This is a genomic window from Micromonospora cathayae (genome assembly GCF_028993575.1).
GTDB classification, from domain to species: Bacteria; Actinomycetota; Actinomycetes; order Mycobacteriales; family Micromonosporaceae; genus Micromonospora; species Micromonospora cathayae.
The window spans coordinates 1,417,010-1,430,982 of sequence record NZ_CP118615.1 but is presented as its reverse complement, the minus strand read 5'-3'; the positions used below and the strand labels follow the sequence as shown (position 1 = coordinate 1,430,982).

The following is a 13,973-nucleotide window of genomic DNA, read 5'->3' as shown; positions in this document are numbered from 1 at the left end:
CACATCACGCTCGAACAACCGGCTGGACACCCACCGTGTGCGGAACGCCCCCGACGATGGCGGTCAGGACGTCGTCGAGGGTCACCACCCCGAGCGGACGCCGCCCGTCACTCACCAGGACCATGTGCCGTCGCTCACGCCGCATCGCCAGCAGCAGATCGGCCAGCGTACGGTCCGGCGGCACCACGGCCAGCGGCCGGTACACCTCGGCCGGCACCGGGGCGCGACGGCTCGCCCCCGCGTACCCGAGGACGTCCTTGACGTGCACGAAGCCCAGCACCCGGCGGGTGGAGCGCTGCACCACCGGGAACCGGGACCGGCCGGTACGGGTGGCGAGCACCTCCAGGGAGGCCGGCGACACGTCCTCGGCCACCGTGGTCACCGTGGACCACGGTTGCAGGGCGTCGGCGGCGGTCCGGGTGTGCAGGGCCAGCGCACCGGTGAGCCGGGCGTGCTGCACCGACCCGAGCAGCCCCTCGGTGCGCGCCTGCGACACCAGCCCGGTCAACTCCTCGGCGGTGAACACGGTCTTCACCGCGTCCGTGGCCTCGATCCGCCAGATTCCCAGCACCCGCCGGGACGCCCACTTCATCGCCAGCAGCAGCGGCTTGGTGGCGACGCAGAACGCCAGCATCGCCGGCCCCAACCAGAGCGCGGACGGCTCGGGCCCGGCCAGGGTGATGTTCTTCGGCACCATCTCGCCGACCACCGTGTGCAGGAACACCACCACGCCGAGGGCGAGCACGAAGGCCACCGGGTGGATCGCCCGCTCGGGCAACCCGGCCGCGTGGAACACCGGCTCCAGCAGGTGGGCCAGGGCCGGTTCGGCGATCGCGCCGAGGCCCAGCGAGCAGACCGTGATGCCCAGCTGGGCACCGGCGATCATCAGCGGGATCTGGTTCATCGCCGCCAGCGCCCACCGGGCCCGTCGGGAGGTGGCCGCGAGGGGCTCGATCACCGTACGGCGGGAGGCGATCAGCGCGAACTCGCTGCCCACGAAGAACCCGTTGCCGAGCAGCAGCCCGGCCCCGAGCAGCAGCTCAACCACGCTGGCCGACCTCCTCGGGGCAGACCACCCGTACCTGCTCGATCCGGTGCCGGTCGACCTCGACCACGGTGAACTCGTAGCCGCCGTCCTCGACGGTCTCGCCGGCCGCCGGGATGTGCCCCAGCCGGGCCATCAGGAAGCCCGCCAGGGTCTCGTACGGGCCCTCGGGCAACCGGAAGCCGGTCTGCTCGGCCAGTTCGTCGGAGCGGAGCACCCCGTCGACCAGGGCGCTCCGTTCGCCGCCCGGCACGGTCGGCCCGACCGGCGCGCCCTCCGGCACCGCGGCCGGGTCGAACTCGTCGGCGATCTCCCCGACCAGCTCCTCGACCAGGTCCTCGGTGGTCACCACCCCGTCGGTGCCGCCGTACTCGTCGACCACGATGGCCAGGTCCGCGCCGGCGGCCCGGAGGGCGGCCAGCACCCCGTCGAGGTCCAGGCTCTCCGGCACGTACACCGGCTCGCGGGCCACCTGGCCGACGGTGGTGGTGTGCCGGCGGACCAGCGGCACCCCGAGCGCGTCCGGCACCCCGGCGACCCCGGTGACCAGGTCCAGGGTCTCCTCGTAGACCGGGAACCGGGTCCGTCCGGTCTGCTGGGCCAGGGTGAGCAGCTCGGCGACGGTGGCGGTGGCCCGCAGCGCGATCACGTCGACCCGGGGGGTCATCGCCTCGGCGGCACGCTTGTCGCCGAACCGGATGGTCCGGCGCATCAGCATCGCCGCCTCCGGGGGCAGCGCGCCGGCCCGCGCGGAGATCACCGCCAGCAGGCCCAGCTCGTCCGGGGAACGGGCGCTGGCCAGCTCCTCCTGGGGCTCGACGCCGAGCCGGCGGACCAGCCAGTTGGCCGAGCCGTTCAGGGCCCGGATGAGCCAGCCCAGGGCCCGGGAGAAGGCCCGCATCCCGGCGGCGGTGACCAGCGCGGTCGGCATCGGCCGGGCCAGCGCGGCGTTCTTCGGGATCAGCTCACCGACGAGCATGGAGATCAGGGTGGCCAGGGCCAGGGCGAGCAGCGGGGTGAACCGGTCGGTGGCGTCCCCGGCCAGCGGCCGGAGCACCGGGGTGAAGATCCGGGCCAGTGCCGGCTCGGCGAGGTAGCCGGTGAGCAGCGCGGTGATGGTGATGCCGAGCTGCGCCCCGGAGAGCTGGAAGGAGAGTTCCCGCAGCGCCCGCCGGACCGTACCGGCGCGTGCGTCACCGCCGTCGGCCCGCCGGTCGATCTCCGCCCGGTCGACGGTGACCAGGGCGAACTCGGCGGCGACGAAGAACGCGTTGCCGACGGTCAGCAGGAAGAAGCCGACCAGCGGCAGCAGTGTGGTGAGTAGAAGACCGTCGATGATCGATTCACCTCGGTGAGGATTCTCCCATGACCGCCCGCTGTCGCACGAGTACGCAGAAGCACCAGTTTGGCCGGTCCCGGCTACCGTCGAGCCATGCCGGAGCTGAATCTCACCCACGAACTGGTCCTGCTCGCCTACGACGACCAGGGGGTGAACCGACTCGGCACCCCGAACCTCGACCAGGGGCTGGGCGGTGCGCTGCTGCTGGAACTGGCGCTCGCCGGCCGGGTCGAGGTGACCGACGGCCGACTGGCGGTCGCCGATCCCACGCCGACGGGTCAGCCGCTGCTGGACGAGGCGCTCGTCCGGATCCGCACCGAGTCGAGGCCACGGCGTCCGCAGGACTGGATCACCCGGCTCGGTCGGGGACTGCGGGAGCAGGTGCTCGACGAGTTGGTCGCCGCCGGCGTGCTACGCCGGGAGGCGGGCCGGGTGCTCGGGGTCTTCCCGCGTACCCGTTTCCCGTCCCGGACCGGCGCGGAGCCGGTGGTGGAGACGGAGGCCCGGCAGCGGATGCGGACGGCCGTCACGACCGACGGACCGGTCGATCCGCGCACCGCCGCGCTGATCGGCCTGACCCGTGCGCTCGATCTGCACCGGAAGGTCTTCCGGGACCTGCCGAAGGAACAGGTGGCGCGACGGATCGCGGAGATCGGGGCCGGTGACTGGGCGTCCGCGGCCACCCGGCGGGCCGTACAGGAGACCCAGATGGCGATCATCACCGCCACCTCCACCGCGGCGATCATCGCCACCACCACGGTCTCCTGACCCCGCGGCGTCCCGCCCACCAGGGCGAAGAACCTCGCCGTCGCCCACCCGGAGCCGCTGGCCCGGTCGAAGTCCCCGGCTCGACCGAGGACTTCGACACAGGCCCTGGCAGGGTGCCGTCAGCCGGCGACCGGGGTGGACTCCTGCTGGTCGCGGGGCTGTTCCGGCTTCACCGAGCGGAGCAGCACGCTGGCGACGTCGATCACCTCGACCTGCTCGCCGGCGCCCTTGCCGTTGACCCCGTCGTTCAGCATCGTGGAGCAGAACGGGCAGCCGACCGCGATGGTCTTCGCGCCGGTCGACATCGCCTCCTCGACCCGGTCCACGTTGATCCGCTTGCCGATCTTCTCTTCCATCCACATCCGGGCACCGCCGGCCCCGCAGCAGAACGAACGCTCGCTGTTGCGGGGCATCTCGACGAGGCCGCTGTCGCGGCCCGCACCGGAATCGGTGGCTGCGCCACCCCGGCCATCGCCGATGGCGCTGCCCAGCACCTCGCGCGGCGGGGCGAAGACCCGGTTGTGCCGGCCCAGGTAGCAGGGGTCGTGGTAGGTGACGCCGCCGTCGACCGGCTGGACCGGGGTGAGCTTCCCGGCCGACACCAGGTGGGCCAGGAGCTGGGTGTGGTGCACCACCTCGAACTCGCCGCCGAGCTGACCGTACTCGTTGCCGAGGGTGTTGAAGCAGTGCGGACAGGTGGCGACGATCTTGCGCTTGGCCTTCTCCCGGCCCTCGAACGCCTCGTTGAGGGTCTCGACGTTCTGCTGGGCGAGCATCTGGAAGACGAACTCGTTGCCGATCCGGCGGGCCGGGTCGCCGGTGCAGGTCTCGCCCTCGCCGAGGATGGCGAAGGAGACACCGGCCTCGTGCAGCAGGGTGGCGACCGCCCGGGTGGTCTTCTTGGCCCGGTCCTCGAACGCGCCGGCGCAGCCGACCCAGAAGAGGTACTCGAAGTCGTCCACCTCGCCGACCCGGGGCACCTCGAAGTCCAGGCCCTTGGTCCAGTCCTCCCGGGTGTTCTGCGGGGCACCCCACGGGTTGCCCTTGTTCTCCAGGTTGCGCAGCATCACGCCGGCCTCGGACGGGAAGCTGGACTCGATCAGCACCTGGTAGCGCCGCATGTCGACGATGTGGTCGACGTGCTCGATGTCGACCGGGCACTGCTCGACGCAGGCGCCGCAGGTGGTGCAGGACCACAGCACGTCCGGGTCGATGATCCCGCCCTCGTCGGCCCCACCGATCAGCGGCTTCTCCGCCTCGGCGAGCGCGAGCACGTCCACGTGGGCGAGCTGGGCGGCGGTGGCCTTCTCCTCGCCGGTGAGGTCCTTGCCGCCCCCGGCCAGCAGGTACGGGGCCTTCGCGTACGCGTGGTCGCGCAGGCTCAGCACCAGCAGCTTCGGCGAGAGCGGCTTGCCGGTGTTCCAGGCCGGGCACTGCGACTGGCAGCGTCCGCACTCGGTGCAGGTGCTGAAGTCCAGCAGGCCCTTCCAGGTGAACTGCTCGACCTGGGCGACGCCGAACTGGTCGGACTCCGGGTCGGCCTCCTCGAAGTCGAGGGGCTTGCCGTTGCTGGTCATCGGCCGCAGCGCACCGAGGCCGGAGCCGGCCCGACCCGGGTTCCGCTTGAAGTAGATGTTGAAGAAGGCGAGGAAGCGGTGCCAGGCCACGCCCATGGTCACGTTGAGCCCGATGACGATGAGCCAGGTCATCGAGATCATGATCTTGATGAGGGCGGCGATGCTGACGCCGGCCTCCCAGTCCGGCAGCACCGCGCCGACCGCGTGGCTGACCGGGGTGGCCCAGAGCGGGTACTCGAAGTGGTCGGTGGCGACCTTGAAGCCCCGGATCACGAAGCCCATGATCAGTACGGCGAGGACGACCGCCTCGACGAAGTAGCCCTGCCACATGGTGGAGCCGGTGAACCGGGAGCGGCCACCCGGCCGGCCCGGCCGGTTGCGGATCCGGATCGCGATCAGCACCACGATGCCGACCGTGCCGAGGATGGCGATCAGCTCGGTGAGCAGCCCGTAGACCGCCCAGCCGCCGATCAGCGGCAGCCCGCCCGTCGCGGACACCACCTCGAAGTACGCCTCGAGGACCAGCAGCGACAGGACGATGAAGCCGACCATGACGAACCAGTGCGCGGCCCCCACCACGCTCCAGCGGAGCATCCGGGTGTGGCCGGCCGTCTCGGCCAGCATGGTCTTCGTCCGGGTGACCGGATCACCGAACCGCTCCGGGTCCGGCTGCCCGAGCCGGACGACTGCCACGATCCGCTGCACCGCCTGCACTGCCACCCACACCGCCAGCACGGTGATGGCGGCGGCGAGGATCGTGGTGACGATCTGGACGCTGCCCATAGCGTTGGCCTCCCCGGTCTGCTGCCCTGCGAGCGGCTCGGCGACCGGGTCGGATCACCGCACGGCCGGCTCCCCGCCGCCGCGCTCCGGACCCACTCGGTCGATGACCTCGCTCCGCTCGGTCATGCAGTGCAGCCTACGCGCAAGGTTACCCAGGAGTAACGTGAGGAACCTCGCACGGGCCACGCCGCCCTGCGCACACCTTAGGTGGCACGGCCGGACCTGCGCTGGTCAGGGCCTCCGTCCGGGGAAGAGGTCACTCCACGACCGCGCCACGGCCCGCCGGAACACCGGGCAGGCCCGACGTTCAGGAACGAACCAGGACGGACGCGAGAAGCCACCACCGTACGGACGCCCCGGCTCGACGGACGACGCCACCGCGCGGCGGCCCGGCTCGGCGCACGACGCACCCCTGGGAGGACGTCCCGGCTCGGCGCACGACGGCATCGCGCGAACGGGCCGCGATCGGCGCAGAACGCCCTCGGGGGACGTAGGCCGCCACCGCGGACGAGGCCCACCGCACCAGACACCGAGCGCAGACGACATCGACCCGGGACGTAGGCCGTCACCCCGCGCGGGGACAGTCAGCCGAACAGCGGCCGGCTCGACGACCCCGCGCCAGCGGGAACGGCGAAGGGCCGGGACGAAGGACCCGACGACAGGGCTCGCGTCGGGCTCAGCGCCAGCGGGAGAGCACGATCAGCGAGGCGACCATCGCCCCGAAGCCGACCGCGAGGTTCCAGTACCCCCATACGGCGACCGGGTAGGCCTGCTCGGAAAGGTAGTAGACGACCAGCCAGGCGATGCCGAACACGATCAGCGAGACCGCCAGGATCGGCAGCCAGACCGGGCTGGGCTTACGTGTCGCCGCCGTCGTCGCCGTCGGACGGACGTCCGTCGGCGGGGTGTACACCTTCTTCTTGCGGACCTGTGACTTGGGCACGACGCTCTCCAGAGGGGATACGACCTCGTCCGGCCTGACAACCGGGCGCGGGGGCGACGGTCCATGGCCAATAATGTTCGACAGCTAGCGTAGTCCCGAAGACCCGTTCAGGCCATGAATGGGGTCAACCGGATGCGCGCAGTGACCGAAAAGAGCGGAACTGGTCCGGTGCCGAACCTGTTCTGACGGGTGGACACCAGGGAAGGAGCGCTCTGTGGAGTACACGTCCGGCGCAGCGTCATGGCAGAAGGTGCTCCGGCGGGTGGTGGCCGGGCTGCTGCCCCGACGGCCGCGCCAGCGCCGCCCGGGTTGGTCGATCGGCGTACCACTGATCGCCGCCGCAGCGGGACTGCTCTTCACCACCACCGCCACCACCGCCGGGGGCACGGCGCTGCGGGAGGACCGCCGGCCCCAGCTCGCCCAGCTGATCGACGACACCCGGGACCGGGTGGCTGCCCGGGAGGAGCGGGCCGCCCAGCTCCGCGCCGACGTGGAACGCCGGACCGAGGAACTGGCCGGTACCGATCAGCCGATCGCCGACGAGCGTGGTCGCGCGGCGGCCAGCCGGCAGGCGGCCGGGTTCACCGCCCTGACCGGCAGCGGCGTGACCGTGGAACTCGACGACGCCCGCCGGCTCGGGGACACGCTGCCGGAGGGGGCGAGCAACGACGACCTGGTCGTCCACCAGGGCGACGTCCAGGCGGTGGTCAACGCGCTGTGGGCGGGCGGCGCGGAGGCCATGTCAATCATGAACGTCCGCGTGCTGACCACCAGCGCGGTACGCTGCGTAGGTAACACCCTGCTCTTGCACGGCCGGGTGTACTCCCCACCGTTCAAGATCGTAGCAATCGGTGATCCGGCCGCCCTCCAGCAGGCCCTTGCCGAGTCCGAGGGAGTCCGGTTGTTCAAGGACGCGGTCGACCACTACCAGCTCGGCTACCGCGAGACCGTCTCGACGGTCAGCGTGCCGGCGTTCGAGGGGTCGGCTGCGCTCCGCTCGGCGAAGGTGCCAAGGTGACCGACATGTCCGACGACTGGCGTGACGGCCGCGACGGGCGGCACCGCGCCGGCCACTCCGACGATCCGACCGACTTCCTCACGCCGGTGGACCGCCCCACCACGTCGCAGCAGTCCTCCCAGCCCGCCAGGTCGACGAACGGACACTGGCCCGACCCGGTGCCACCCCACCCGGGCCCGCCGCCCGCCACGGCACCGCAGGCCGGCCCACCGCGAGCCGTACCGCCACCCGTGCCGCCGCCCTGGGCACCGCCGGTCGGGTCACCGCAGTCCGGCGCGCCGGTGAGCGGCCACCGGCCGGTGCCGTCGTCCCCGGTCCCGCCGACCGGACCTCCGGGTGCTGGCACGCCAGCCGGCCGTCCGGCCACCGCCGGGGCACCGGCGCAGCCGGCCACCTTCACGTCAGCGGGCCAGCAGGCCACGGCCACGCCCCCCGGCACGCCGCCCACCGCCGCACCACCACGCTGGCCCGGCAACCCGTCGACCAGGCCGGTGGATGCCCGCCGGTCAGGGCCGGCCCAGGCCGACGAGCAGCGACCGTACCCGGCCGCCGAGACGTCCCGGGCCGCTGCTGAGCCGTACGGACGGAGGCCGGATCCGGTCGCCCTCCGGCCCGGCGCTCCCGAGTCGGCCGGCGCCCCGCGCAGCGGCAACGGCGTGGAAGGACCCACCGTGGTCCTGGCCAAGGTCGGCCCACGCGGGGACCGGACCCCGGCCGACCTACCCGGCCCGAACCCCGACCAGCGCGGCCCGAACCCCGACCAGCGCGGCCCGAACCCCGACCAGCGCGGCCCGAACCCCGACCAGCGCGGCCCGAACGCGGCCCAGCGCGGCCCAGCATGGCCCGACCCCGGCGCGAACCCTGACCGGCACCGCCCGAACCTCGACCAGCGGGGCGCGAACGACGGGCCGACCGCGCTGATCCCGACCGTCGACCCGGGCCAGCGGCAACCGATCTCCGGTGGCCAGGAGCAGCGGCGGCCCGCCGGCGACCCGGGCCAACGGCGCCCGGTCGACGCGGTGACCGTCGTGGGGGCCAACGCCCCCACCAGCCCCGTCGGGCGGCCCGATCACCCGAACGGCACCGACCGCCCGCAGAGCACCGACCGACGGCACGGTGCCGACTGGCCGCGCAGCACCGTCGGGTCCAACGGCACCAGCCGGCCCGATCACGCAGCTGACGTCCCGGTCGCGGCGACCGCCGGCATCGCAGCCAGCCGCCGCCCGCCGGTGGGCCCGAGCCTCGACTCGACCGCCCTGATGGGGGCCGTCCCGCGTACTCCGGTCCACGACGACGAACCCGCCGGTGGCACTGCTGCGACCGACAGCCGGCCCCAGCCCCGACGTGGTGAGCGGGTGGTCCAGTTGCGTCCGGAGCAGACCGGCGAGGGCTACAAGAGCGTCTACTCGGAGTTGACCCGGCCCACCCTCTGGTCCCGGCTACGTACCGGCATCCGGGTCAGCGGCGAGGTCCTCATCACCTTCGGTCTGGTGGTGCTCCTCTTCGCCGGCTACGAGGTGTGGGGCAAGTCGGCGATCGTCGACGCCCACCAGAACGACCTCAGCCAGCAGTTGGAGCAGGCCTGGGGGCCGAGCGGCGACCCGACCGTCGCCCCGTCGGCCAGCCCCAGTCCCAGCGCCAGCCCCAAGCCGCCGGTGAACGGCAAGCCCATCGCCGGCCTCTACATCCCCAAGCTCGACAAGAACTGGGTCGTGGTCGAGGGGGTCACCCAGAAGGACATCCGGTACGCCCCCGGGCACTACCCGGACAGCGCCATGCCGGGCCAGGTGGGCAACTTCTCGGTCGCCGGCCACCGCAACCGGGCCACCTTCTGGCGGTTGGACGAACTCGACAACGGTGACGTCATCGTCGTCGAGGGCAAGACCGAGTGGTACATCTACCGGGTCTCCCAGTCCCGGATCGTCAAGCCGTCGCAGGTCGAGGTGGTCGCGCCGGTCCCGGGGAAGCCCGGAGCCAAACCGAGCAAGGCGATGCTCACCCTGACCACCTGCAACCCCAAGTTCGACAACTACGAACGCCTGATCATCCACGCCGAACTGGAAGGTACCCAGCCCAAGTCGGCCGGTCGCCCCGCCGAGCTGGGAGGCTGACGACGTGTACGCGTGGATCTGGCGGAAACTGCCGTTCGGGCTGCCCGGCAAGCTGCTCGGTTCGCTGCTGCTCGCCACCGCGACGGTAGCCCTGCTCTGGTACGTCGTGTTCCCCTGGGCGGAGCCGCTGCTCCCGTTCGACGACGTGCAGGTCACCCAGGACGGCGGCGTACCCGGCGAACCGGCGGGCGGGGAGCCGGGCACCGTGCCCGGGGACGCGCCCCCGGGCGACGAGCACGACCTGCCGTACGACACCGAGCAGAACAACACCCCACCCCCCTCTCCGGACAGGTGAGTCGATGCGCGTCCTGGTGATCGACAATTACGACTCGTTCGTCTTCAACCTCGTCCAGTACCTCGGCCAGCTCGGCGTCGACTGCGAGGTACGCCGTAACGACGAGATCAGCGTGGACGAGGTGGGCCGGCTCGGTGCGGCCGGCGTACTGCTCTCCCCGGGTCCGGGCAGCCCGGACCGGGCCGGCGTCTGCCTGGACGTCATCCACCGGTACGCCGGTGAGCTGCCGATCTTCGGGGTCTGCCTCGGTCACCAGGCGATCGGCGAGGCGTTCGGGGCCACCGTGACCCGGGCCCCCGAGCTGCTGCACGGCAAGACCTCGCAGGTACGACACTCCTCGACCGGGGTGCTGGCCGGGCTGCCGGACCCGTTCACGGCGACCCGCTACCACTCGCTCGCGGTGCTGCCGGAGACCCTGCCGGCGGAGCTGGAGGTGACCGGCTGGACCGGCTCCGGCGTGGTGATGGCGATGCGGCACCGGACGCTGCCGATCGAGGGGGTGCAGTTCCACCCCGAGTCGGTCCTCACCGAGGGCGGGCACCTGATGCTCGCCAACTGGCTGGCGACCTGCGGCCTCCCGGCGGCCCTCGACCGCGCTCCGGCGCTGGCCGCCGAGGTCGACGCCCGCCGCCTGGCGGCCTTCGCCAACGCCTGACCCGGGCACGGCACAGGGGCGCGGGCACGGCACAGGGGCGGGCCCGACGTAGGGCCGCTGGGCGGCTAGCACCCCGCCCGGTCCGGTCGAGCCACTTCCACCAGCAGTCGACCCGGATACGGCACGGGCCGGGCGGGCCGATTCGGCTCACCCGGCCCGTGGCCGACGGTCAGGACCGACGCCGCTCAGGGCCGGCGGCCGGATTCCTCCCGGGGCGGCGTGGTCGGCAGCGGGATGCCACCGCCGCCACCCCCCTCGGTGGGGGTCGGGTCCGGGGTCGGGTCGGTCGGATCGGGCGTCACCGTCGGGTCCGGCTCGGGCTCCTCCTGGCTGACCGTGATGGTCACCGTGCTGCCGGTGGGCCGTGAGGTACCACCGCGCGGGTCCTGGCCGGTCACCCGGCCCGCCTGGTCGGCCGGCACCTCCTTGCCCTCGCGGACGGACACCTTGTAGCCGGCGTCCTCCAGTTCCTCCCGGGCGTCCTCCTCGGTCTCGCCGACCACGTCCGGCACCTCCCGGACGTTGCCCCGGGAGACCTCGACGACGACCTTGCTGTCGGCCTCGACGGTCCGGCCGGACTCGGGCGTCACCTTCGTCACCAGGCCCTGCTGCTGGTCGCTGTTGACGTCCTTCTTCTCCACGGTGAGACCGAGCGCTTCGAGCTGGGCTTTCACGTTCTCGTAGCTGGAGTTGACCAGCCCGGCGGGGATCTTCACCGGCGGCTTGCCGTTGCAGATCTGGATGGTGACGGTCTCGTTCGGGTTGAGCCGGGCACCGCCCTGCGGGTTCTGCCGGGCGACGGTGCCCTCCTTGCACTCGGTGTCCAGCACCGGTTCGCCCACGTTCACCTTGAGCTTGGCGGTGGTCAGCTCGGTCTGGGCGACCTGCTGGGTCTTGCCCAGCACCGTCGGCACCTGGACCTGCTCGGGTTCGCCGCCGTTGGCCAGCAGGCCGGCGATCAGGGCGATCACCGCCAGCACACCGAGGCCGGCGAGCGCGGCGATCACCCAGGACGAGGCGCGCCGACGACGGGGGTCGCCGACCCGGGCCGGGATCTGCCGGGTCTGCGCGCCGGTCGCCGCCGCCGGGAAGGCCGCCGCGGCCGGCGCCGGCCCCATCGCCATGGTCTCGTCCTCGCGCAGCACCGGGGTGGCGGCCACCGGCCGGCCGGCGGCGGCCCGCAGCAGGTCGGCCCGCATCTCCCCGGCGCTCTGGTACCGGTTGAGCGGGTTCTTCGACAGCGCCTTGAGCACGATCGCGTCGATCGGCGGGGTGACGTCCGGGTTGATGTCGCTCGGGGTGGGCGGAGCCTCTCGGACGTGCTGGTACGCCACACTGACCGGGCTGTCCCCGACAAACGGCGGGTGCCCGCAGAGCAGCTCGAACAGCACGCAGCCGGCGGCGTACACGTCGGAACGGGCGTCGACCGCCTCGCCCCGGGCCTGCTCGGGGGAGAGGTACTGCGCGGTACCGATCACCGCGCTGGTCTGGGTCATCGTGGTGGCCCCGCTGGCCAGCGCCCGGGCGATACCGAAGTCCATCACCTTGACCTGGCCGGTCAGGGTGAGCATCACGTTGCCGGGCTTGATGTCCCGATGGATGATCCCGTGCCGGTGGCTGAACTCCAGCGCCGCGCACATGTCGGCGGTGATCTCCAGCGCCCGCCGGGGCTGCAACCGGCCCTCGGCGCCCAGCACCTCCTTCAGGGTCCGTCCGTTGACGAACTCCATGACGATGAAGGGCAGCGTCTCGCCGGTGGGCCCGGTCTCCTCACCGGTGTCGTAGACGGCGACGATGGCCGGGTGGTTGAGCGAGGCGGCGTTCTGCGCCTCCCGGCGGAACCGCATCTGGAAAGTGGCGTCCCGGGCCAGGTCGGCCCGGAGCATCTTGATCGCGACATCCCGGCCGAGCCGCAGGTCACGACCGCGGTGCACCTCGGCCATACCGCCGTAGCCGAGGAGTTCGCCGACCTGGTACCTGCCACCCAGCAGGCGGGCCTGCGCAGTCATCGCGTCTGTCGTCCTTCGCTCGTCGTCGTCTCGTCGCCGCCCAACGCGGGCAGTTCCATCCGACGGTACGACGGCGAGGTGACGTCGTCACCCCCACCGTCGGTCGGTACATCGGCCAGCACGCTCGTCGGCCGCGACGGAGCGGCACCGCTGGTCGACGAAGAGCCATTCTCTATGGCGTAGGTAATCACGCCGGAACAGACCAGCACCAGTACGGCGAGCGCGATGACGAACAATACGCTCCGCGCGCTCACCCCGCCGGAGGGTGCCGACGGGGGCGGAACGGGTTGGTGAGCGTACCCGAGTGGGTGGTTCTGGCGTACCGGTGCCGGTGGCACGGCCGCCGCGCCGCGCGGGTACCCGGGCGGAGCCACCGGCGGACGTGGGGAGACCGGGGCCTGGGCGACCGGGCGGGGTGGCGCCACCGGCGCGGGGCGCGGCGGGGAGACCGGGGCCGACGCGGCCGGGCGGGCCGGGGCCGGCGGGCGGGCGTGCTGCTGCGGCACGACCGGCGGCCGGGGCTGCTGGGGTGGCCGGACCTGGGCGCGGGCCGACGGGGTGGCCGGCGCGCCGCTGACCTGGTGGGCGGCTCCGCCGGGCCGGCGCTGGTGGGCGAGGGCGGCCTTGACCTGCCGGGCCGCCCCGGCGAGCGCGGCGGCGGTGGGCCAGCGGGCGTTCGGGTCCTTCGCCAGGGCCCGTTCCACCAGGGCCCGGACCGTCGGTGGGATGTCCCCCGGCAGTGGTGGCGGGACGTCCCGGACGTGCCGCATCGCGATCTCGAGCGGGTTGTCCCCCTCGAACGGACGCCGACCGGCCAGGCACTGGTAGGCGACCACACCGAGGGCGTAGACGTCGGAGGCCGGCGTGGCGACCGCGCCCGCCGCCTGCTCGGGGGAGATGTACGAGGCGGTGCCGAGCACCGAGCCGGCCGCGGTGAGCTGGCCGACCAGGTCGGAGCGGGCGATGCCGAAATCGGTCAGTACCAGGGTGCCGTTCGGCCGGACCAGCAGGTTGCCGGGCTTCACGTCGCGGTGCACGATGCCCTTGGCGTGTGCGGCGTGCAGGGCCTCGGCGGCCTGGGCGACCAGGGCCATCGTCCGGGCGGGGGTGAGTCGCCCGACCCGGCCCAGCGTCGAGGAGAGGGCGTCCCCCTCGACGTACTCCATGATCAGAAAGGCGATCTGCTGGTCGCTGCCGAAGTCGTAGATGTCGACCACGCCGGGATGGTTGATGGTCGCCATCGTCCGGGCCTCACCCCGGAACCGCTCGGCGAAGCCGGGCTCGTCGAGCAGCGCCGGGAGCAGGCTCTTCACCGCGACGACCCGCCCCAGCACCTGGTCGGTGCCGCGCCAGACGTCACCCATGCCACCACTGGCGATCCGCTCGTCGAGGCGGTAGCGGTTACCGAGCTGGACGCCGGGGCTGAGCAT

10 protein-coding genes and 1 pseudogene are annotated in these 13,973 nt (G+C 72.8%); 5 read left to right on the top strand and 6 right to left on the bottom strand.

Annotation, left to right across the window (positions count from 1 at the left end; genetic code table 11):
* Positions 1 to 4 precede the first annotated feature (4 nt).
* Positions 5 to 1,048 (bottom strand): hemolysin family protein, encoded by a 1,044-nt coding sequence (locus tag PVK37_RS06630; protein ID WP_275032877.1) that lies wholly within the window; start codon positions 1,046 to 1,048, stop codon positions 5 to 7.
* The gene (locus PVK37_RS06625) at positions 1,041 to 2,354 is read right to left on the bottom strand and encodes a hemolysin family protein (RefSeq protein WP_275034986.1); all 1,314 of its coding nucleotides are present in this window, start codon (positions 2,352 to 2,354) and stop codon (positions 1,041 to 1,043) included. Before PVK37_RS06625 ends, PVK37_RS06630 begins: the two co-directional genes overlap by 8 nt.
* A gap of 123 nt (positions 2,355 to 2,477) precedes the next feature.
* Here PVK37_RS06625 and PVK37_RS06620 point away from each other — a divergent pair, with 123 nt between their 5' ends.
* On the top strand, positions 2,478 to 3,152 hold the full coding sequence (locus PVK37_RS06620) for a GOLPH3/VPS74 family protein (protein WP_275032876.1): 675 nt from the start codon (positions 2,478 to 2,480) through the stop codon (positions 3,150 to 3,152).
* A gap of 119 nt (positions 3,153 to 3,271) precedes the next feature.
* On the opposite strand, the gene PVK37_RS06615 is transcribed toward PVK37_RS06620, so the two are convergent.
* On the bottom strand, positions 3,272 to 5,512 hold the full coding sequence (locus tag PVK37_RS06615) for a (Fe-S)-binding protein (RefSeq protein ID WP_275032875.1): 2,241 nt from the start codon (positions 5,510 to 5,512) through the stop codon (positions 3,272 to 3,274).
* Positions 5,513 to 6,188: 676 nt separating this feature from the next.
* Entirely contained in the window at positions 6,189 to 6,455 is a 267-nt protein-coding gene (locus tag PVK37_RS06610) for a cell division protein CrgA (protein ID WP_275032873.1), read from the bottom strand.
* A gap of 214 nt (positions 6,456 to 6,669) precedes the next feature.
* Between PVK37_RS06610 and PVK37_RS06605 the strand changes: the two genes are divergently transcribed.
* From PVK37_RS06605 to PVK37_RS06590, 4 genes and pseudogenes are all read left to right on the top strand, one after another.
* The gene (locus PVK37_RS06605) at positions 6,670 to 7,473 is read left to right on the top strand and encodes a DUF881 domain-containing protein (protein WP_275032872.1); all 804 of its coding nucleotides are present in this window, start codon (positions 6,670 to 6,672) and stop codon (positions 7,471 to 7,473) included.
* 848 nt (positions 7,474 to 8,321) lie between these two features.
* Positions 8,322 to 9,584 (top strand): annotated as a pseudogene (locus PVK37_RS31820) (class E sortase); the annotation flags it as partial.
* 4 nt (positions 9,585 to 9,588) lie between these two features.
* Positions 9,589 to 9,879 carry a hypothetical protein gene (locus tag PVK37_RS06595; protein WP_275032871.1) on the top strand — a complete coding sequence of 97 codons (291 nt, stop codon included), beginning with the start codon at positions 9,589 to 9,591 and terminating at the stop codon, positions 9,877 to 9,879.
* Between the two features lie 4 nt (positions 9,880 to 9,883).
* On the top strand, positions 9,884 to 10,534 hold the full coding sequence (locus PVK37_RS06590) for an aminodeoxychorismate/anthranilate synthase component II (protein ID WP_275032870.1): 651 nt from the start codon (positions 9,884 to 9,886) through the stop codon (positions 10,532 to 10,534).
* Positions 10,535 to 10,719: 185 nt separating this feature from the next.
* On the opposite strand, the gene pknB is transcribed toward PVK37_RS06590, so the two are convergent.
* Both pknB and PVK37_RS06580 read right to left on the bottom strand, forming a co-directional pair.
* Complete coding sequence (gene pknB / locus PVK37_RS06585; protein WP_275032869.1) at positions 10,720 to 12,543, bottom strand: Stk1 family PASTA domain-containing Ser/Thr kinase; 1,824 nt, start codon at positions 12,541 to 12,543, stop codon at positions 10,720 to 10,722.
* A complete protein-coding gene (locus PVK37_RS06580) occupies positions 12,540 to 13,973 on the bottom strand; it encodes a serine/threonine-protein kinase (protein WP_275034984.1) in 1,434 nt (477 codons plus the stop codon). Before PVK37_RS06580 ends, pknB begins: the two co-directional genes overlap by 4 nt.